This is a genomic window from Gordonia sp. NPDC057258, from assembly GCF_042668985.1.
GTDB classification, from domain to species: Bacteria; Actinomycetota; Actinomycetes; order Mycobacteriales; family Mycobacteriaceae; genus Gordonia; species Gordonia hongkongensis.
This window is the reverse complement of the sequence record NZ_JBHUXZ010000047.1, coordinates 16,545-35,274: the sequence shown is the minus strand read 5'-3', so window position 1 is coordinate 35,274 and position 18,730 is coordinate 16,545. Positions and strand designations below refer to the sequence as shown.

Genomic DNA, 18,730 nt, shown 5'->3' with positions numbered 1-18,730 from the left:
CGGACGGCTTCGAGGCGGTGGGCGACGAGCAGGCAGGTGCGGCCCCGTCCGGCGGCCAGGAGTTCCCGGGTGATGCGGGCCTCGGCGCGTTCGTCCACGGCGCTGGTGGCCACCCGCGTCAGGGCGGGCGGCGTCGCCGGGTCGGGGCCGGGTTCATCAGGTCCGGCCCATCAGGTCCGGAGCCGCCTAGGAGGCCATCTCCTCGGCCTTGGGGGCCAGGGCGCGCACGGTGTTCATCGGCGGACGATCCTCGAGATAGACCTCGGTGGTGTGCGGCGTGAAGGAGCCGTCGGGTTCGGCGGTGAACTGGGTGAGCCCGACGCCCGAGTCCTCGATGCCGCAGCGGCGCATCAGGGTTCCGACGATCTGGCGGCTCATGACCCCCAATTCCACCAGCGGGCGGTTGCGATGGGTTCGGACCCCGAGGTTGACCTGACCGATCCCGGCCAGGCCGTACCGGTCATAGGTGTCGATGAGAAGGCCGATCTCGACCCCGTAGCCCGGCGCGAACGGCACCGACGAGAGCAACTCGCGGGTGCCGGCGTACTCGCCGCCGAGTGGCTGGAGGACCGCGGTGAGATCCGGCTTCTGGGATGCCAGGAGGGGGCGTGCCACGAGCTCGGTCACGCGTCCGCCGCCGTTGGCGTCGTGCGTACCGCCCGTGCGCAGCGGGCGCCGGTAGTAGCCCTTCACGAGCTGGATCTCGGGGTTCAGCAGGAGCGGACCGAGCATCTTGGGCACGAACATCGGGTCCGGGTCGATGAGGTCGGAATCGACGAATGCAATGATGTCGCCGGTCGCCACGGCGACCGAACGCCACAGCACCTCGCCCTTGCCCTTGACCGGGTCCAGCTCGGGCACCGCCTCCTCGCGGGAGATCACCTGCGCGCCGGCGGCGAGCGCGCGCTCGGCGGTGGCATCGGTGGACCCGGAGTCCAGGACGATGATCTCGTCGACCAGGGTGCCGTACAGCGGCATGATCGTGGCGATGACGTCGGCGACGGTCTCCTCCTCGTTCAGCGCGGGCAGCACCACCGAGATGGTCCGGCCGTTCTTCGCGTCGACGAGGTCGTCGATCGTCCAGTCCGGCTGCTCCCAGGTGTGGGTTGCCGACCAGCGCTGCTCGGTCCCCGGGGCCTGGGCGACCGTCGGCCACATGGCGGCCTTGTCCCGGCTGACGGTGCTGGGCTTACGTCGCTTCTGCTGCTTGGTCATGCGAGTCCCCTGACTGTTCGGGCGGGTGGTTTCGCTCCCGCGATGGCAGCGACCATGTCGACCACGCGACGAGTGGCAGCGACTTCGTGGACGCGGAAGATCCGGGCGCCTTGGGCGGCGGCCAGACTTGTCGCGGCCAGAGTCCCTTCCAATCGGTGCGTTAGGTCTGTACCCAGAGTCTCCCCTACGAAATCCTTGTTGCTCAGCGCCATCAGGACCGGCCAGCCCGTGTTAACAAGATCTTTTACACCGCGTAACAGAGCCAGCCCGTGGTGAGTGTTCTTGCCGAAATCGTGCGTCGGATCGATAACGATCGAGTCTCGACGCACCCCGGCAGCGAGCGCCCGGTCGGCCGCGGAGGTCACCTCCTGGATCACGTCGGCCACCACCGCGTCGACCGAATCCCCGTATGCGACGCGGTGCGGCCGGGTCCGCACCCGCGCGCCACCCGTGTGCGAGCAGACGATCCCGGCCCCGCGTTCGGCGGCGACGTCGACGACGTCGGGGTCGGATCCCGCCCAGGTGTCGTTGATGAGATCCGCGCCGGCGGCGCAGGCCTGGTCGGCGACCTCGCTGCGCCAGGTGTCGACGCTGATCAGCACGTCCGGATGCCGGTCGCGGATCCAGGCGATCATGCCGACGACCCGGGCGGCCTCCGTCGCGGCGTCGACCTCGCGCCCGGGTCCGGCCTTGACCCCACCCACGTCGATGATGTCGGCACCCTCGGCGACGACCCGGTCTACGTGCGCCTGGGCGGCGGCGTCGTCGAAGCTCGCACCGCGGTCGTAGAACGAATCAGGGGTGCGGTTGACGATCGCCATCACCAACGCGCGGTCGGTCGGCACCCGCCGCCCGCACAGCGTGTCCGACGCCGACGTCTCCGGGCCGGGACTCACCCCTTGGGCACCTTGGCGGCGGCGACGTCGTCGGGGTAGTCGTCGTAGAACTCGGTGTAGCCCTTCTCCTTGCCGAGCAACACGTAGAGCCGTTCGGCCTCGGCGTCGGAGTACCCCTCCTTGCGCAGCTCGACCTTGCGGTTCTTGAAGGTCGAGGTCTGCTCGAAATCGTCGACGATCCGCACGAACAGCGGCACCGCGTACGACGGCAGCGCGTCGTAGAGGTGGCGGGCGAACGCGCTCGGATCGAGGTCGGCGCCCTCGCGCAGCTTGATCGCGATCATCCCGGCGCGACCGTCGGTACCGGGGACCTCGACGCCGTATGCCACCGACTGCGCGACGGCCTGATAGGAGTCGACCGCCCCCTCGACCTGGGTGGTGGCGACGTTCTCGCCCTTCCACCGGAAGGTGTCGCCGAGCCGGTCGACGAAGGCGATGTGCGCGAAGCCCTGATCGCGGACCAGGTCACCGGAGTTGAAGTAGGAGTCGCCGTCCTTGAAGGCGTCCCGGATGATCTTCTTCTCGGTCTCCTCGGAGTCGGTGTAGCCGTCGACGGGCACCCGGTCACTGATCTGGGCGAGCAGCAGGCCGGTACCGCCCCGGCCGACCTTCACGAGCCGACCGTCGTCGCCGCGTTTGGGGTTCCCCTCCTCGTCGTATTCCACGATCTTGTACGGGAGCGGGCAGAAGCCGGCGGTCTTGTCGACGCTGAAAGCGTTGACGAATGCGAGGTTCAGTTCGCTGGCCCCGTAGAACTCGACGACGCGGTCGACCCCGAAACGCTCGCGGAACTCGTCCCAGATGTCCGGGCGCATACCGTTGCCGACCACGGTGTGCACGGAATGTTGGCGATCCGTGGGCTTCTCGGGCTGGGCGAGGAGGTAGCGGCACAGCTCGCCGATGTAGCAGAAGGCCGTCGCACGGTTGAGGATCACGTCGTCCCAGAACTTCGACGCCGAGAACGAGCGTCCGATGGCGATGCACGCACCCGAGGCGAGGACCGAGGACAGTGACACCGACAGCGCGTTGTTGTGGTAGAGCGGCAGCGGCACGTACATGGTGTCGCTGTGGCGCAACCGCACCGCGAGACCGCCGATGCCGGACAGGCTCGCCAGCCACCGGTTGTGGCTCATCACGCTGGCCTTCGGCATCCCCGTGGTGCCGGAGGTGAAGATGTAGAACGCCTTGGTCGACGCGGGCAGCTGCTCGGTGACCTCGGGATCGGCTTCCGAGAGTCCCTCGGCCGCGGCGTCGAACGCGTCGAAATCGTAGACGTGTTCGGGCAGGACCGATTCCGGGATCGACTCGAAGGCTTCCGCGCACTCGGGATCGTGGATGAGGACCTTGGCCTCGAGGAGGCCGACGCTGTGCTCGAGCACCTCGCCGCGCTGGTTGTAGTTCAGCATCCCGGCGATCGCGCCGAGTTTGACGGTGGCGAGCATCAGCAGCAGGTCGGTCGTGCAGTTCTTGGAGAGCAGCGCCACCACGTCGCCCTTGCCGACGCCGTCGGCGGAAAGTGCTGCGGCGTAACGGTTCACGCGGCGGTTGGCCTCGCCGTAGGTGGTCGTGCGGCCCTCGAACCGGACGAACGGCCGGTCGGGGTGCTCGGCCGCGTGCTTTTGGAAGACCGAACCGATGGTCCGTTTGGCCTCCGGTGGGCGTCGGATGAGTCCCGGCGCGTGCTTGATCATCCCGGTCGCATGTGGCGCCATCTTCACCACGCCGCGAAGGATGTCGGGGATACCGACGGTCTTCTTCACACTCTGCTGCCGACTGTCCTGCTGCTCGACCCCTTGGGACATCTGCCCTCCGCTCTCCCGCTGGCGTTTCGAGTGCCCCGCGCACTCAGGCGCTACCTTACCGGCCGGTAGCAAGGCCTTTCCGTGCTGTCGCCAACTCCACCGCGTCGTCGACCGACCGCGTGATGAGCAGCCGGTCGAGCGATCGTCGGGCGACGAACCCGGTTGTCGACAACTCTCGCAGCCAGTCGAGCAACGGCGCGTAGAAATCGACAGGATCGAGCAGGACGACCGGTTTGTCGTGCATCCCGAGGTAGCCCCCGGTCCAGGTCTCGAAGAGCTCCTCGAGCGTCCCGATCCCGCCCGGGAGGGTGATGAACCCGTCGGCACGCTCGTCCATGAGGCGTTTGCGTTCGCGCATGGTCTCGGTGACCACGAGTTCGCCCGATCCGAGGTCGGCGACCTCGTGCTTCATCAGTGCGCGCGGGATGATGCCGACCGTGTGGCCACCGGCCTCGCGAGCGGCGTTGACCAGCGCGCCCATCATGGAGATGTTCCCGCCACCGGAGACGACCACATGCCCCTGTTCGGCGAGCGTCCGACCCACTTCGGCGGCGAGATCGAGGTAGGGCTGGTCGACGGGACCGGAGGCGCAATAGACGCAGACAGCACTCACCGGGCAATCGTGCCATCGTCTGCCGGGAAGGTCATATCGACCCTCAGGGTGTCGCGGCCTCGATCGCGGCGACCACGTCGTCGGGATCGTCGACGACGGTGAGCAGGTCCAGATCCTCGGGCGAGATCATCCCGCGCGCGGCGAGGACGTCGCGCATCCAGTCCAGCAGGCCGCCCCAGAAGTCGCTGCCCACCAGCACGATCGGGAACCGGACCACCTTCTTGGTCTGCACCAGGGTCAGCGCCTCGAAGAGTTCGTCGAGGGTGCCCATCCCGCCAGGGAGACAGACGAACGCCTGCGCGTACTTCACGAACATCGTCTTGCGCACGAAGAAGTATCGAAAGTTCATGCCGAGATCGACCCAAGGGTTGAGACCCTGCTCGAAGGGCAGCTCGATGTTGAGTCCGATCGACTGCGCCCCGGCCTGATGGGCCCCCTGGTTCGCAGCCTCCATCGCACCGGGTCCGCCACCGGTGATGACCGCGTAACCGGCCTCGCCCAGCGCTCGGCCCACGCGGACACCGAGCGCGTATTCCGGCGACTCCGGATGCAGTCGCGCCGAGCCGAAGACGGTCACGGCCTCGGCGACCTCGCTCATCGCATCGAACCCGGCGACGAACTCGGACTGGATGCGCAGGACCCGCCAGGAGTCGCGCATGGTCCGTTCGGAACGACGCGTGGCGTCGCGCGGGTCGACCCATTCCAGCAGGCGGCGGTCCGTGGTCTTGCCGCGCTGGTCTCGCCGGATCCGGATCGGGCCGACGTAGCAGGTGTCGGGGTTCGTTCCGTCTTCGACGGGTTCCGGTTCGGGCGTGGTCGACATGGCGGTCACGCTAGCAGCGCCGTCCGACTCCGCCGGTCCTGCGAGGTCAGGACAGGTAGGTGCGCAGCAGGTCGGTCACCGCGCGGATCTGCTCCACCGGCACCCGTTCGTCGACGCGATGCGCGAGATTGGGATCGCCGGGGCCCAGGTTCACCGCGGGGATTCCCAGCGCCGAGAACCGCGACACATCGGTCCAGCCGTACTTCGCGCGGAAGCGTCCGCCCGCGGCCGCCACGAGCGCCGCGGCCGCCGGGTGCCCCAGCCCGGGCAGGGCGCCGGCCGCGGAATCGGTGACCTCCAGCCCGATCCTGCCGTCGGCCAGGTCGGCGCCGAACACCTCGCGGACGTGGTCGAGCGCCTGGTCGATCGAACGGTCCGGTGCGAAGCGGAAGTTGACGTCGACGTGCGCGGCGTCCGGGATCACGTTGCCGGCCACCCCGCCGCCGACCGCGACCGCCGACAGGCCCTCGCGGTACTCGCAGCCGTCGATGTCGACCCGACGGGCCTCATACCCCGCCAGCGTGGTCAGGACACCGCCGAGCTTGTGAATGGCGTTGTCGCCCATCCACGATCGGGCCGAGTGCGCTCGGGTTCCCGTCGTCGACAACCGAACCCGCAGCGTCCCCTGGCATCCGGCTTCGATGAGCCCCGCGGTCGGCTCGCCGAGGATCGCCACGTCACCGGCGAGCCACTCGGGGAGTTCGCGTTCGATGTCGTTCAGGCCGTTGAACTCCGCGGCGATCTCCTCGCAGTCGTAGAAGATCAGCGTCAGGTCCGAGGCCGGCTCCGGCAGCGTCGCCGCGAGGTGGAGGAACACCGCGTCACCGGACTTCATGTCGACGGTGCCGCATCCGTGCAGGACGTCGCCCTCCTCCGAATCCATCTCGCGGCGGTGCGGGAGGTTGCCGGCGACCGGCACGGTGTCGAGGTGCCCGGCGAGGATGACCCGCTGGGCGTGTCCCCGGTCGGTCCGTGCGAGGACACGGTTGCCGTGGCGGAGGATCTCGAATCCGCTCGTCTGCGCGCGCAGGGCGGCCTCGACCGCGTCGGCGATGGCCGACTCGTTGCGCGACTCGCTCTCGATGTCGACGAGCGCGGCGGTCAGTTCGACGGGGTCGGCGGTCAGGTCGAGGTCGGTGCTCACTCCCTCACCGTAGTGAGCCCATCTCCGCGGCGCCGAAGGAGACGCTGAACTTCACGCACCAGAGGAACACCGACGGATAGTCGCCCAGCTCGACGTCGGCGGGGATCTCGTAGACCTGGTTGCCCTTGTTCCCCTTGATCATGCCGAGGTCGACGTGCGGGACGTCCGCGGCCGTTCGCCACCCGGCGAACCCCTCGACCACGTCCCCTTGCGACAGCCACACGTGGACATCAGGGCCGGTGGTCGTGTCCAGGTCCTCGATCGCCAGCACGCGTGAGCCGTCGGGCTGTTCGATGATCGAGACCGTTCCGGATGTCGAGTGCTCATGGCTGATCAGGCTGCCGCGCGAGACGACCACCGGCCCGGCGGGCGGCGGCTGCCCCGGCGTCGACGTCGTGGGGGTGACCGCGACCGGGATCGCGTCGTCGACCTCGGTGTCGACGAAGATCAGCCACGGCTGGAAGACGACGGCCCCGACCGCCAGCGCCGCCACGATCACGACGCCGACCCCGCCCACCACCCACGGCCAGCGGCGTCGGCGGCGCCGGGGCGGTACAGATGGCTGGGGATGACCGGTCATGCTGGCGACCCTACGAGCGGCGCACAGCGCGTGACCAGGTCTTTGGGCCGAATGGATGACGCCGGGGCACCGGTGGCGGGGCGGGGGCGCCGGTGTCGATCACCTAGACTCACCTGTCGTGACATCTACTGGCGCACACGCAACTGGCATCGCGACCGTGATCGACGGGGGTTCGACTCCCGGCGTCGTCCTCGACGTCTGGTTCCCCGAACCCGAACTCGACGGGGTCGAGACCGCGGAGACCGTGATCCTCGACGACGAGTCGACACCGGCCCACCTCCGTGAGCTGGTGGGCGTCGACGAGGCCCGCGGGGTCAAGACCGTCGCGGTCCGCACCGGCATCGCCGACATCTCCGCCGCACCCATCGACGCCTACGACGTCTACCTCCGACTCCACCTGCTGTCGCATCGCCTCATCACCCCGCACGGCGCCAACCTCGAGGGCATCTTCGGGATGCTCACCAACGTGGTGTGGACCAATCACGGCCCGTGTGCGGTCGACAACTTCGAGTCGGTACGGGCGAAGCTGCGCGCCCGCGGACCGGTCACCGTCTACTCGATCGACAAGTTCCCGCGCATGGTCGACTACGTGGTGCCCGGCGGCGTACGGATCGGCGACGCCGACCGCATCCGCCTCGGCGCGCATCTCGCGGCCGGCACCACCGTGATGCACGAGGGCTTCGTCAACTTCAACGCCGGCACCCTCGGGTCGTCGATGGTGGAGGGTCGCATCTCCGCGGGCGTCGTCGTCGGCGACGGCTCCGACATCGGCGGCGGCGCCTCGACGATGGGCACCTTGTCGGGCGGCGGCAAGGAGATCATCGCGCTGGGCAAACGCTGCCTCCTCGGCGCGAACTCCGGCTGCGGCATCCCGCTGGGTGACGACTGCGTCATCGAGGCCGGCCTCTACGTCACCGCCGGCACCAAGGTCACCGGACCCGATGGCACGCAGATCAAGGCGCGCGACCTGTCCGGCCAGTCCAATCTGCTCTTCCGTCGCAACAGCCTGACCGGCGCGGTCGAGGTCGTGCCGTGGAAGGGCGACGGCATCGCCCTCAACGAGGCGCTGCACAAGAACGACTGACGCCCTGGCTCACTGGCCGGATCTCCCATCCCGACGTATGGTGGGCACATGAGCACATCGAACAACCGTTCGACGAACGAGACCGACGACGTCCTCGGCGCGGGCGCCGGAAACTCCACCGAGAAGGACCCGGACGACTGGGTGACCGGCGACGAGCCGATGACCGGCGCGCAGCGGAGCTATCTCGACACCCTCGCACGGGAGGCCGGCGAGACCCTCTCGGCCGATCTCACGAAAGCCGAGGCGTCCGAGGAGATCGACCGTCTGCAACAGAAGAGCGGTCGCGGCTGAGCAGGGCCGGTGTCAGGCGGCCAGTCGAGCGACGGCCGCACTGATCCGCTCGTCGGTGGCGGTGAGCGCCATCCGAACGTGGCGCTCACCCGCCGGACCGTAGAAATCGCCTGGAGCACAGAGGATTCCGCGATCCGCGAGCCAGGCGACGGTCTCCCGGCACGGTTCGTCCCGGGTGGCCCAGAGATACAGGCCCGCCTCAGAATGGTCGACCCGGAAGCCCGCACCCTCCACGGCTGCTTTGAGCAGCCGACGACGCTCGGCATAACGCTCGCGCTGCTCGTCGACATGTGCGTCGTCGGCCAGTGCGGCGGTCATCGCTCCCTGGACGGGGAACGGCACGATGAGTCCGGCATGCTTGCGGACTGCGAGCAATTCGGCGATCAGTTCGGGGTCGCCGGCGAAGAATCCGGCGCGATACGACGCCAGGTTCGAGATCTTGGACAGTGAGTGGACCGCGAGCAGCCCGGTGTGGTCGCCGTCGCAGACCCTCGGGTCGAGGATCGACAGCGGCTCGCCCTCCCAACTCAGACCGAGGTAACACTCGTCGGACACGACGACGGTCCCCCGCTCGCGCGCCCATCCCACGACTTTGCGGAGATGATCGAGGCCGAGGACCTTGCCGGTCGGATTCGACGGCGAGTTGATGAACATCAGCGCCGGGTTCATCGGTCCCAGCGCGACGGTCGAATCCGCCCGCACCGCCCGCGCACCGGCGAGCAGGGCGCTCACCTCATAGGTCGGGTAGGCGACCTCGGGGATGACCACGTCGTCGCCGGGTCCGAGCCCGAAGGTCGAGGCCAGGCCGGCGATCGCCTCCTTGGTACCGATGACCGGCAGGATTCCCGTCTCGTCGAGCGACGTGACCCCGTGGCGTCGGATCAGCGACTCCGCGGCCGCCTCCCGCAACTCGCGGGTCCCGATCGTCGTCGGGTAGCCCGGGAACGCCGAGTTCTCGGCGAGTGCGTCGCGGATGAGTGCGGGCACCGGGTCGACGGGCGTCCCGACCGACAGGTCGACGATGCCGTCGGCGTGGGCCTGAGCCGTCGCCTTCGCATCGGCGATCGTGTCCCACGGGAAGTCGGGCAGACGCCCGCTGACGCGGGTCGAGGAGACGCGCAGGGGCGCAGCCGTACGGGAGACAGGACTGCTCATGCGGAGGCGGTCAGTCCTCTTCGTTCATCGGCGGGAGACCCTTGATGAACGCCGGATCGGCCTCGGTCTTGCCGACCTTGCTGGCGCCGCCCGGGGAGCCGAGGTCGTCGAAGAAGTCGGCGTTCGCGCTGACGTAGGGCTCCCATTCGTCGGGAACATCATCCTCGTAGAAGATCGCCTCGACCGGGCACACCGGCTCACACGCACCACAGTCGACGCACTCATCCGGCTGGATGTAGAGCATGCGTCCACCCTCGTAGATGCAGTCGACGGGGCACTCCTCCACGCAAGCCTTGTCCAACACGTCGACGCAAGGCTCCGCGATGATGTAGGTCACCACTCACTCCTTCGCTAGGGAAGATCCGGGTCGGCGCGACGAGAAACGCAGTTCGGCGTCGAACGGCACTCCGGCGTCGGCGCCGGTGCGGCCCGAGGGCTGGTCGAACCGCACCCCACAGTATCCGCCCCGGGAGACGCTGCGACGAAATCGGCCCCCGTTCAGAGGCGCCCGAATCCGGGTTTGAGTAACGAGGATCACATCGCCGACCGCGAGACGCCGCTCCGGGTTTCGTTCAGCGTGCCGCCAAACCTCGACGCCGCGACGATCCGCGTGCAGAGTCGGGCGCATGATCGTCGTCGACGAATCCGTCCTCACCGGACACCGACCCGCGGGCGCGTGTGCCCGGGTGCCGCACCGACCCACCGCGCGGTCGATGTCGATGTGCTGTTGCTGAACCGATCGGCCTCACCACATCCTCTTCGACTCTCGCAAGGATTCGCCATGACCTCCACCCTCGCCCGCACCGAACGGGCGCCTCAGTCCGCCTTATCGTCTCTTTCCTCCGCCCGGAATCGTGCTCGGACGTCGTCGCCGCTGCGCGAGCGTCCGGGTACCGCGGCCCCGCGCGCCCTTGGTCACCTGCCGACGCGGCTCCGGCCCGCCGACCTGCTCCGCATCACCGACCAGGGCGTCGCAGACGTCCTCGACGGTCGCCACGACGACCTGCTCCCGGAGGTCTGGGACGAACGGCATCGCTGGTCGACGCGCCTGCACGCCGACGACGACGTCGACGTGTGGCTGATCAGCTGGACGCCGGGCGAGGCCACCGAACTGCACGACCACGCCGGTTCGCTCGGAGCCCTGACGGTGTTGTCGGGCAGCTTGCGCGAGTACCACTGGACGGGAGACGATCTGGCGGTGCGCATCCTCGACGCCGGCGACCAGGCCGCCTTCCCTCTCGGGTGGGTGCACGACGTCGTGCGGAACCCGGTCGTCGCCGCCCCGGAAATCGGTGCGGAGACCAGCCCGCTGGTGACCCCGACGCTCAGCGTGCACGCCTACTCACCGCCGCTGACCGCGATGTCCTACTACGACATCTCCGAGGGCGGCCACCTGCGCCGCGACCGGACCGTCCTCACCGACCAGCCCGAATGAGCACTCCCCGCACCATCGACGACGTACTCGCCGACGCACGGTCGCGGATCGCGCGGGTCAGGGCCGCGGACGTCCCCGCCGAGCTGGCCGACGGGGCGGTTCTGGTCGACATCCGTCCCGCGGCGCAGCGCGCGGAGGAGGGCGAGGCCCCCGGAGCCCTCGTCATCGAACGGAATGTCCTCGAATGGCGGTGTGACCCGGCGAGCGACGCCCGCATCGACCAGGCCGTCGACCATGACGTCCGCTGGATCATCCTGTGCTCCCAGGGTTATACGTCGAGCCTCGCCGCCGCGGCGCTGCAGGATCTCGGGTTACATCGCGCCACCGACGTCGTCGGCGGATACGAAGCGCTCGCACCCGTTCTCGGCTGACTGCCACGCACCCGACGACAGGTGCTTCCCTCAGGCAACCGCCGGCCAGGGACGCGGGGCCGGGCGGGTGTCGACGGCGAGGCCGGTCACCGGGTCGGCGAGCGCGGCGACGTGCTGGGTCAGTGCCGGGTCGATCCAGTCGGCACCGTTCAGCACATACGGCGGCTGCGCGGTGATGCGTTCGGTGAGAACGAAATCCGATTCCGCGGTGCGGGCGGCCAGGGCGTCGAGGTGAGGCCACGGGCGTTCCGGGTTGACGTGGTCGGGCGTCAGCGGCGACACCCCACCCCAGTCGTCGACGCCGGACGCGATCAGCGCGGCACATTCCGCGGGTGACACCAGATTTGGCGGCGCCTGAATCCGCATGTGTGGGCCGAGGACAACCCGGGCGACCGCGACGGCGGCGAGGAACTCGGTCATCTCCGCGTCGGGGGTCGAGCGCATCGCGGTGTCCGGCTTCGCCCGGAAGTTCTGCACGATCACCTCCTGGATGTGCCCGCCTCGGGCGTGCACATCGGCGAGGGCCAGCAGCGATTCGGCCCGCTCGGTGAGTGATTCGCCGATCCCGACCAGAATCCCGGTGGTGAACGGGACGCGAGCGGTGCCCGCATCGCGCAGCACCTGCATGCGGACCAGCGGGTCCTTGTCGGGACTTCCGTAGTGTGCCTGGCCTTTCTCGGTGAACAGGCGACGCGACGTCGTCTCCAGCATCATGCCCATCGACGGTGCGACCGGGCGCAGGCGGAGCAGTTCCTCGAGGCTCATCACCCCGGGATTGAGGTGCGGCAGCAGACCTGTCTCCGACAACACGGCGACCGCGGCGGCACGAACGTAGTCCAGCGTCGAGGCATAACCCCGTTCGGCCAGCCATTCGCCGGCCTGCGGCCACCTGTCCTCGGGGCGGTCACCCAGCGTGAAAAGCGCCTCCTTGCAGCCGAGTTCGGCACCGCGGCGCGCGAGGTCGACGACCTCGTCGAGTTCCAGATAGAGCCCCTCCCCCGCGCGGGCGAGTTTTCCGGGGACCGTGACGAAGGTGCAGTAGTGGCACCGGTCGCGGCACAGGCGCGTCAGCGGGATGAACACCTTGCGGGAGTAGGTGATCTGCCGCGACCGGCCGACCGCGGCCAGCCCCTCGTCTCGGAGCGCCCCGGCGATCGATTGCAGTTCGACCAGGTCGTCTCCTGCGCAGGACAGGAGCGTCACGGCCTCGTCGAGACCGATCGGCGCCCGGTCGCGCGCGGCGTCCAGGGCCGCGCGGACGGTCAACTTCTCGGTCATTCCTCACCCTCCTCAGGTGTTCCGGTGCCGACGTCGGGACGGGGTTCGTACGGTTCGGGGTCGAAGGTGCCGTTGCGTTCGCGGAACGACGCCGCGGTGCCCGGCCACAACAGGGTCAGGCGACCGCTGTCGGGGTCGACATACCAACTCTCACAACCGGTCAGCCACACCGTCGACTCGCTGCGAGCGTCGATCTCCCGCGTGTATTCGTCTTCGGCGGCAGGCGAGACCGCCAGAGTCGTGATTCCGTTGCCGGCCATGTACTCCAGCGCGCCCAGGACGTAGTCGAGTTGCGTCTCGATCATGTAGATCGCCGAGTTGTGGCCGAGCGCCGCGTTGGGCCCGTCGAGGACGAACATGTTCGGGAATCCGCTGACCACGGTCGAGGCGTAAGACGTCATGCCCGCCGACCAGTGGTCGGACAGCCGCCGACCGGCACGACCGGTGATTCGCGATGCCGCGGGCGGGCGTGCGGATTCGAAACCGGTTGCCATCACCAGGACGTCGAGATCGTAGGTGTGACCACTGTGCGCGGTGGCCTTGGTCTCGGCGACCGACGTCAGAGCACTCGACTCGAACACCACATTGGACCGCTGCAGTGCCGGATAGAAGTCGTCGCTGAGCAGGATTCTCTTGCAACCGATCTCGTAGTCGGGGGTCAGTTGTTCACGGAGGTCGGCATCGGCCACCTGCCCGTGGAGGTGATCCCGTGCACGGGAACGGATCTCGTCGATGTCCGGATGCAACCCGAGCCGCTGCCGGAACGCCCCGTCGGCTTCGGTGAGCAGTCGGTCGCGCACCTCCGCCGCGACGACGGGGTCGAGCATGGCGGCCCGCTCGTCGTCGGTGTAGAGCCGGTCCGCGCGCGGCACGACATACGGTGGCGTGCGGCAGAACACGACGAGATCGTCCGCGGAGTCGGCGAGGTGCGGGATGAGCTGCACCGCCGACGCACCTGTTCCGACGACCCCGACCCGCGCGCCCGCAACGTTGACGTCGTCGTGCCAGGCGGCCGTGTGGACGACCTGTCCCGGGAAGGTGTCGAGTCCGTCGATGTCGGGGATGCGCGCCTCCGACAACCGTCCGACCGCCAGCACCAGCGAGCGAGCGCGGAAGGTGACGGCCCGGCCGTCCGGCGCCGCCGCCGTGATCACCCAGTGCGCCCCCTGCTCGTCCCAGACCGCTTCGCGTAGTTCGCGATTGAGCTCGATGCGGTCGGCGAGTCGTTCGTCGACGACGATCTGTTCGAGATAGCTGCGGATCTCGGCGCCACGAGGGAACCGCGCCGACCAGTCGGCCGGCGGCCGGAACGAGAACGAGTACAGATGGGCGGGGATGTCGCAGGCGATGCCGGGATAGGTGTTGTCGCGCCACGTGCCCCCCACGCCGTCGGCGCGTTCGAGCACGACGAAGGACTCCCGCCCGCGGCGCGCGAGCTGCGTCGCCATCCCGAGCCCGGCGAAGCCCGCGCCGATGATGGCGACATCCACGTCGTCCATCGTCAGGGCGCGCTGCTGCGCTCCGGCCGCCCGCCCGGAAGACATACTCCGGCTCACGCGGACACCTGTGGCAGCGGGAGTTGCCGGTCGGGCTCTGGCACCCCGTAGCGGGTGGTGCGCTGACGCGGCCTCCGTCCGGCTCGCGCCGCGATGTCGACGACAGCCGCGGCGTCGAGGACACGACCTGACTCCGGTCCCGCGCCCGGCATCAGGGTGCCGTCGAGCAACAGCCCACCCAGATCATCTGCCCCGCCGCGCAACACCAGATCGACGGTGGCCGCGGGCAGTTTGGTCCACGCCACCTGCAGATGGTCGAGGAGGCCTGCGGTCATGAGGCGGGCGACGGCGTGCAACGCGCGGGTCTCTCGCCCCGACGCGGTCCGCGAGGGGGTGTCCAGGTGGGGCGGCACGTTCTCGGGAAGCAGTGGCATCAGGATGAGTTCGCTGAAACCGCCCGTGCGACGCTGGATCTCGAGTAGCAGTCGAAGATGGGCGATCTGGTGTGCGGGCGTCTCGACGTGCCCGTAGAGCATCGTCGCGGTGGAGAAGAGACCCACGCGGTGGGCGGTCTCGATGACGTCGACCCAGCTGCCGACCGGTGGCGCCGTGCCGGTGGGTGAGAGCGTCGCCCGGACGGTGTCGTCGAGGACCTGGGCGGCGGTCCCCGGCACCGACCCCAGGCCCGCCGACCGAAGCCGCTCGAGGTGTTCGACGATCGTGATCCCGGCACGCTCGGCGCCGTCGACGATCTCCGGGGCCCGATAGGCGTGCAGGTGGAGCCCGTCGGCGGCACCCGTGATGTCCTCCACGAGTCGGACGTATCCGTCGGCCGGCAGTTCGGCGGGCAGGGGTCCCTGCATGCAGATCTCGGTCGCGCCGAGTGCGACCGCCTCGGCGACCAGTTCGTCGAGACCCGGGTCGTCGGGTCCGAGCCGGCTGACGACCCCGGTGTCGAGGTTGCGGTTGACCACGAAGGTCAACACCTCCGGGTCGGTCACCTGCCGACGCACGGTGTCGGCCAGATCGCACAATTCGTCGAGCTGCGCACCCGAGGCACCCAGGAGGGCGACCCAGCCGTCATCGTCGAGGGCGTCGGCCCCGAGAGTCGGGTCGTCACGGACACGGCTCAGTGCGGCCGTGACGCGCTCGATCGGGGCCATGATGTCTTCGGCCCACGCGCGCAGAAGCATGTCTCTCACTCTAACGCCGCCCGTCGCGGCACGACGCGGAGCGCCCCTGCGGAGCGGTGGTCAGTCGGGTTCGGGCAGCCGCCCCGTCCAGCCCAGCGCGGCGCACGGCCCGACACCGAGGACGACGAGCAGCAGGGTCTGTACGAGGTAACCACTGCTGATCGAGAGCACGACGTCCCCGCCCGGGCCGGGGAGCCCGCCGGCGATCACGACGACGAGCCCCCACGCGGCAAGTGGCCCGTACCGCCACGGGGTCGCGGTGAGGCCGGCCGCGAGCCAGAGTAGGGCCGCATTGACCACGCCGGCGGCAAGTGCCGCGACGGGCAGCGCGACGCCGCCGAAGCGCTGATAGGTGAACGCAACACTCACGAGCCCGATCGCGAACCCGTCGACGACGAGGAATCCCAGGAGCAGCCGGTCGACGACGGAGCCCGATACGGGCCGAACAAAGCGGGCCACGGCTCAGTCGATCCCGGCGAACAGGTCCGACTCGCGCGTGTCCGTGGCACCGAGGGACTCGTGACGCTCTGGTTCGGTGAGGATGAAATGCTCCGCGCGGACGATCGGCTGCAGGATGTTGTTCGACAGCGCGTATTCGGTTCCGGACGCCGCAACGGTCACCTGTGTGGCGTGGGCGGCCAGGGCGGCCACCTTTTGTGGGAGGTACGCGCTGATGTCGATCTCGGTGGTGATGTCGGCGTCGGGATAGCTCGGCAGCTCACCGTCGCGGGGCATCCGCCAGCCGTCGGGTACCGCGGCGACACCGGCGAGCCCGGAGTCCAGTGCGCTGCGTTCGGTCACCGATTCGTAGATCTTGTCCGGGCCCGGACCGACTTCCCGGGCGCGGGCGACCGCGGCCGTCGTGACCTCGTGCACCAGTTTGTGATCGGGATGGCCGTACGTACCCGAGGCGTCGTAACTGACGACCACCTGGGGTGCGAAGTCGGTGAGCACGTCGACCAACGCCTCGACGGGCTCGTCGAACGGTGCCCGCACGAGTGCGCGCGGGTGGTTCGCGGACGGGGCGCCGGCCATCCCGGAGTCCCGCCATCGGCCCGCACCGCCGAGGAATCGCGGCCGCAACGCGGGACGGCCGGCGGGACTGAGCTCGGCCAGTGCCCGCGTGAGTTCGAGTACCCGGAACCCGCCGAGCTGGTCGGCGCCGCCGTCGGCGACCAGCTGGGCCCACTCGTCGCCGATCACCTCGCCCTCCTCCCCGAGCGTGAAGGTCAGCACCCGCACGTCGACGCCCTCGGCGAGATATCGGGCGATGGTGCCGCCGGTCATGATCGTCTCGTCGTCGGGATGAGCGTGGACGAGCAGCAGCCGGCGATCCGCCGGGACACCGGTCACGTCAGCTCCCAATTGACCGCGGTCCCGAAGATCGAGACCTGGATGGGTCCGGTGAGCGGGACGTCGCGCACCGCCGACGTGGTGCCCACGACCATCGAGTCCTGGTACAGCGGCCGGTATATCGCCTGCGCGGCGAGGAGCGGCTCGGCCTCGTTCAGCGTCGGGATCGGGTCGTCCTCGGAGAGTGCGGTGCGCGCGAGCTCGATGAGCCGCGGGTCACACAACCCGGACACGTTGCTGGCATAGCTGTCCCCGGGATCGCCACCGCTCGGCGCGATGCTGGTGGGCGTCGGCGGCGTCGCGGGCGACGGTTCGGTACCGGGCTTGGGCTGGTTGCAGTCGACCTGCGACGCGAGCGACGACGCCGGCGGCACGCCGAGCCCCGACCACCCGACGACCAGGTCGACGCGCTGGTTGGTGAGCGCCGACCCGTACAGCTCGCTGTTGGGCAGCGTCACGACCTGAGCGCGCACCCCTGCACCTCGGAGCTGGTCGACGATGCTCGACGCGGCCGACGTGGTCCGCGGATCGCCGGCGACCGCACCGACACGGACGATGAGGTCCTGCCCGTCGCGCTGGAACGTCAGGATTCCCTCGGGCAGTTCCGGTACCTCGACCAGACCCTCGGTCGGGGTCTCGCTCACCCCGGGCGTCGCCGACCCGCCGGTGGACGGCGCCTCGGACGCGGGCGTGGACCCGGACGGGGACGACGGCGACACCGAGGAGGGCTCCGACGACGACGCCGACGGCACCGGGGATGCCGAGCCGACGGGCTCGGGCGCGGCGCGGCGGTAACCGGCGGCGCCGAGCAGGGCGTCGACCTCGGCCGCCCCGAGGCGCGGGCGGTCGACCGGTGAATAGCCCGGATCCGACGGCGCGAAGACGGTGTTCGCGAACGGTTCGACGACCCAGTCGCCGGCACCGGCGAAGGTGGTCAGTCGCGGATCGACCAACCCGAGGATCGCGCGCCGGACCTCCACCGAGCTCATCGCGTCGGTGCGGGCGTTCACGCTGACACCGAGTGACCGCGACGTCAGGCTGCGGGCGGTCTCGAGACCGGGCAGCGCGGTCAGTTCCGCGTCGGTGGCCGGCGAGGCGCCGAGGGCCACGATGGCCGAGTCGCCGGATCGTACGGAGTCGAGCATCTGGGCCGATGTGCCGGCGCGGCGGAGGACGATCTGATCCAACCGGGGCGGGGTGACCCAATACCGGTCGTTGCGGGCGAGGCGGACCTCGTCGCGGGTCTTGTCGATCCCCACGATCGCGTAGGGCCCGGCCGAAACCGGCTTGCCGGTGTCCATCCCGGTCTGGAAGCCGGCCGGCGCACCCTTGAGCACGTGACTGGGCAGCAATCCGGTGAACAGCTCTCGCCACGCGGGGTACGGCGACTCGAACCGCACCTCGACGACCTTGCCGCCCTCCCGGGACTGCACCGAGTCGATGAGCCGGTAGCCGGCCGGTGCCACGACGTTGGGCTGCCGGGACATCTGCTGCCACAGGAAGTTGAAGTCGTCGCCCGTCACCGGCAGGCCGTCGGACCACTGGGCGTCGGTGTGGATGCGGTAGGTCACGGTGAACGGCGCCCGCGACGTCACCTCAGCGGAGGTGACGAACGAGCGCTGCAGTTCCCACACCGTCCCGCCCGGGGTCTGGACCGGCGCGAACGCGCTGGGCAGCGTCATCGCCGCGACCGCCGTGGTCACCGGATTCTGGTCGGCGGCGATGTGCGGGTTGAAGCCCGATCCGACCGAGTCGGTGGCGATGTAGATCGTCTTCTCCACCGGGTACTCGGTCGGGGTCGGCGGTGGCCCGGTGTCGCGGACCGGGGGCGGCGGATCCGACATGCAGGCGGTCAGCACCACGAGCAGGGCGACGCTGCACGAGAGCATGCCGAGCAACCGCCCACGGACCCGGTTCGCGGCCTCGCGGCCCGGTCGTGGTCTCGCGCGATTCACCTCGGATACCCCCATGACGAAGAAGCTTCTCGGTCCGTCGGACGCG

19 protein-coding genes are annotated in these 18,730 nt (G+C 69.5%); 4 read left to right on the top strand and 15 right to left on the bottom strand.

Annotation, left to right across the window (positions count from 1 at the left end):
• Positions 1 to 186: 186 nt before the first annotated feature.
• From ACFUEJ_RS22335 to ACFUEJ_RS22305, 7 genes are all read right to left on the bottom strand, one after another.
• Entirely contained in the window at positions 187 to 1,215 is a 1,029-nt protein-coding gene (locus tag ACFUEJ_RS22335) for a glucosyl-3-phosphoglycerate synthase (RefSeq protein ID WP_247449717.1), read from the bottom strand.
• On the bottom strand, positions 1,212 to 2,036 hold the full coding sequence (gene folP, locus ACFUEJ_RS22330; protein WP_338857772.1) for a dihydropteroate synthase: 825 nt from the start codon (positions 2,034 to 2,036) through the stop codon (positions 1,212 to 1,214). The genes ACFUEJ_RS22335 and folP overlap by 4 nt, the downstream gene beginning before the upstream one ends.
• 71 nt (positions 2,037 to 2,107) lie before the next feature.
• The gene (locus ACFUEJ_RS22325; RefSeq protein ID WP_388031911.1) at positions 2,108 to 3,913 is read right to left on the bottom strand and encodes a long-chain-acyl-CoA synthetase; all 1,806 of its coding nucleotides are present in this window, start codon (positions 3,911 to 3,913) and stop codon (positions 2,108 to 2,110) included.
• A gap of 55 nt (positions 3,914 to 3,968) precedes the next feature.
• Positions 3,969 to 4,526, bottom strand: a complete 558-nt coding sequence (locus ACFUEJ_RS22320; protein ID WP_388031908.1) for a TIGR00730 family Rossman fold protein — start codon at positions 4,524 to 4,526, stop codon at positions 3,969 to 3,971.
• Positions 4,527 to 4,569: 43 nt separating this feature from the next.
• Positions 4,570 to 5,349, bottom strand: coding sequence for a TIGR00730 family Rossman fold protein (locus ACFUEJ_RS22315; RefSeq protein WP_058252572.1), 780 nt, complete (start codon positions 5,347 to 5,349; stop codon positions 4,570 to 4,572).
• Positions 5,350 to 5,395: 46 nt separating this feature from the next.
• Complete coding sequence (gene dapE / locus ACFUEJ_RS22310) at positions 5,396 to 6,493, bottom strand: succinyl-diaminopimelate desuccinylase (protein ID WP_226513696.1); 1,098 nt, start codon at positions 6,491 to 6,493, stop codon at positions 5,396 to 5,398.
• 4 nt (positions 6,494 to 6,497) lie between these two features.
• Positions 6,498 to 7,013, bottom strand: coding sequence for a DM13 domain-containing protein (locus ACFUEJ_RS22305; protein WP_065632640.1), 516 nt, complete (start codon positions 7,011 to 7,013; stop codon positions 6,498 to 6,500).
• Between the two features lie 178 nt (positions 7,014 to 7,191).
• Here ACFUEJ_RS22305 and dapD point away from each other — a divergent pair, with 178 nt between their 5' ends.
• Both dapD and ACFUEJ_RS22295 read left to right on the top strand, forming a co-directional pair.
• Positions 7,192 to 8,157 carry a 2,3,4,5-tetrahydropyridine-2,6-dicarboxylate N-succinyltransferase gene (dapD, locus tag ACFUEJ_RS22300; protein ID WP_078112956.1) on the top strand — a complete coding sequence of 322 codons (966 nt, stop codon included), beginning with the start codon at positions 7,192 to 7,194 and terminating at the stop codon, positions 8,155 to 8,157.
• Between the two features lie 48 nt (positions 8,158 to 8,205).
• A complete protein-coding gene (locus tag ACFUEJ_RS22295; RefSeq protein ID WP_086534711.1) occupies positions 8,206 to 8,448 on the top strand; it encodes a DUF3072 domain-containing protein in 243 nt (80 codons plus the stop codon).
• 12 nt (positions 8,449 to 8,460) lie between these two features.
• Here ACFUEJ_RS22295 and dapC read toward each other — a convergent pair whose 3' ends face one another.
• The gene (gene dapC / locus ACFUEJ_RS22290; RefSeq protein ID WP_388031904.1) at positions 8,461 to 9,603 is read right to left on the bottom strand and encodes a succinyldiaminopimelate transaminase; all 1,143 of its coding nucleotides are present in this window, start codon (positions 9,601 to 9,603) and stop codon (positions 8,461 to 8,463) included.
• A gap of 10 nt (positions 9,604 to 9,613) precedes the next feature.
• Positions 9,614 to 9,943, bottom strand: a complete 330-nt coding sequence (gene fdxA, locus ACFUEJ_RS22285; protein ID WP_058252527.1) for a ferredoxin — start codon at positions 9,941 to 9,943, stop codon at positions 9,614 to 9,616.
• 441 nt (positions 9,944 to 10,384) lie between these two features.
• Between fdxA and ACFUEJ_RS22280 the strand changes: the two genes are divergently transcribed.
• On the top strand, positions 10,385 to 11,038 hold the full coding sequence (locus ACFUEJ_RS22280) for a cysteine dioxygenase (RefSeq protein ID WP_388031901.1): 654 nt from the start codon (positions 10,385 to 10,387) through the stop codon (positions 11,036 to 11,038).
• A complete protein-coding gene (locus ACFUEJ_RS22275) occupies positions 11,035 to 11,409 on the top strand; it encodes a rhodanese-like domain-containing protein (RefSeq protein ID WP_065632635.1) in 375 nt (124 codons plus the stop codon). The genes ACFUEJ_RS22280 and ACFUEJ_RS22275 overlap by 4 nt, the downstream gene beginning before the upstream one ends.
• A gap of 30 nt (positions 11,410 to 11,439) precedes the next feature.
• On the opposite strand, the gene cofG is transcribed toward ACFUEJ_RS22275, so the two are convergent.
• From cofG to ACFUEJ_RS22245, 6 genes are read right to left on the bottom strand one after another with little or no spacing between them, the layout of a single operon-like run.
• On the bottom strand, positions 11,440 to 12,687 hold the full coding sequence (gene cofG, locus ACFUEJ_RS22270) for a 7,8-didemethyl-8-hydroxy-5-deazariboflavin synthase CofG (protein ID WP_388031898.1): 1,248 nt from the start codon (positions 12,685 to 12,687) through the stop codon (positions 11,440 to 11,442).
• Positions 12,684 to 14,186 (bottom strand): NAD(P)/FAD-dependent oxidoreductase, encoded by a 1,503-nt coding sequence (locus tag ACFUEJ_RS22265; protein WP_139104736.1) that lies wholly within the window; start codon positions 14,184 to 14,186, stop codon positions 12,684 to 12,686. Before ACFUEJ_RS22265 ends, cofG begins: the two co-directional genes overlap by 4 nt.
• Positions 14,187 to 14,239: 53 nt before the next feature.
• On the bottom strand, positions 14,240 to 15,376 hold the full coding sequence (locus tag ACFUEJ_RS22260) for an FO synthase (protein ID WP_388031896.1): 1,137 nt from the start codon (positions 15,374 to 15,376) through the stop codon (positions 14,240 to 14,242).
• A gap of 60 nt (positions 15,377 to 15,436) precedes the next feature.
• On the bottom strand, positions 15,437 to 15,835 hold the full coding sequence (locus ACFUEJ_RS22255; protein ID WP_388031894.1) for a facilitated glucose transporter: 399 nt from the start codon (positions 15,833 to 15,835) through the stop codon (positions 15,437 to 15,439).
• A 3-nt stretch (positions 15,836 to 15,838) separates the two neighbouring features.
• Positions 15,839 to 16,729 (bottom strand): N-acetyl-1-D-myo-inositol-2-amino-2-deoxy-alpha-D-glucopyranoside deacetylase, encoded by an 891-nt coding sequence (gene mshB / locus ACFUEJ_RS22250; protein ID WP_338855490.1) that lies wholly within the window; start codon positions 16,727 to 16,729, stop codon positions 15,839 to 15,841.
• Positions 16,726 to 18,699, bottom strand: a complete 1,974-nt coding sequence (locus tag ACFUEJ_RS22245) for an ABC transporter family substrate-binding protein (protein ID WP_388031891.1) — start codon at positions 18,697 to 18,699, stop codon at positions 16,726 to 16,728. The genes mshB and ACFUEJ_RS22245 overlap by 4 nt, the downstream gene beginning before the upstream one ends.
• Positions 18,700 to 18,730: the final 31 nt, after the last annotated feature.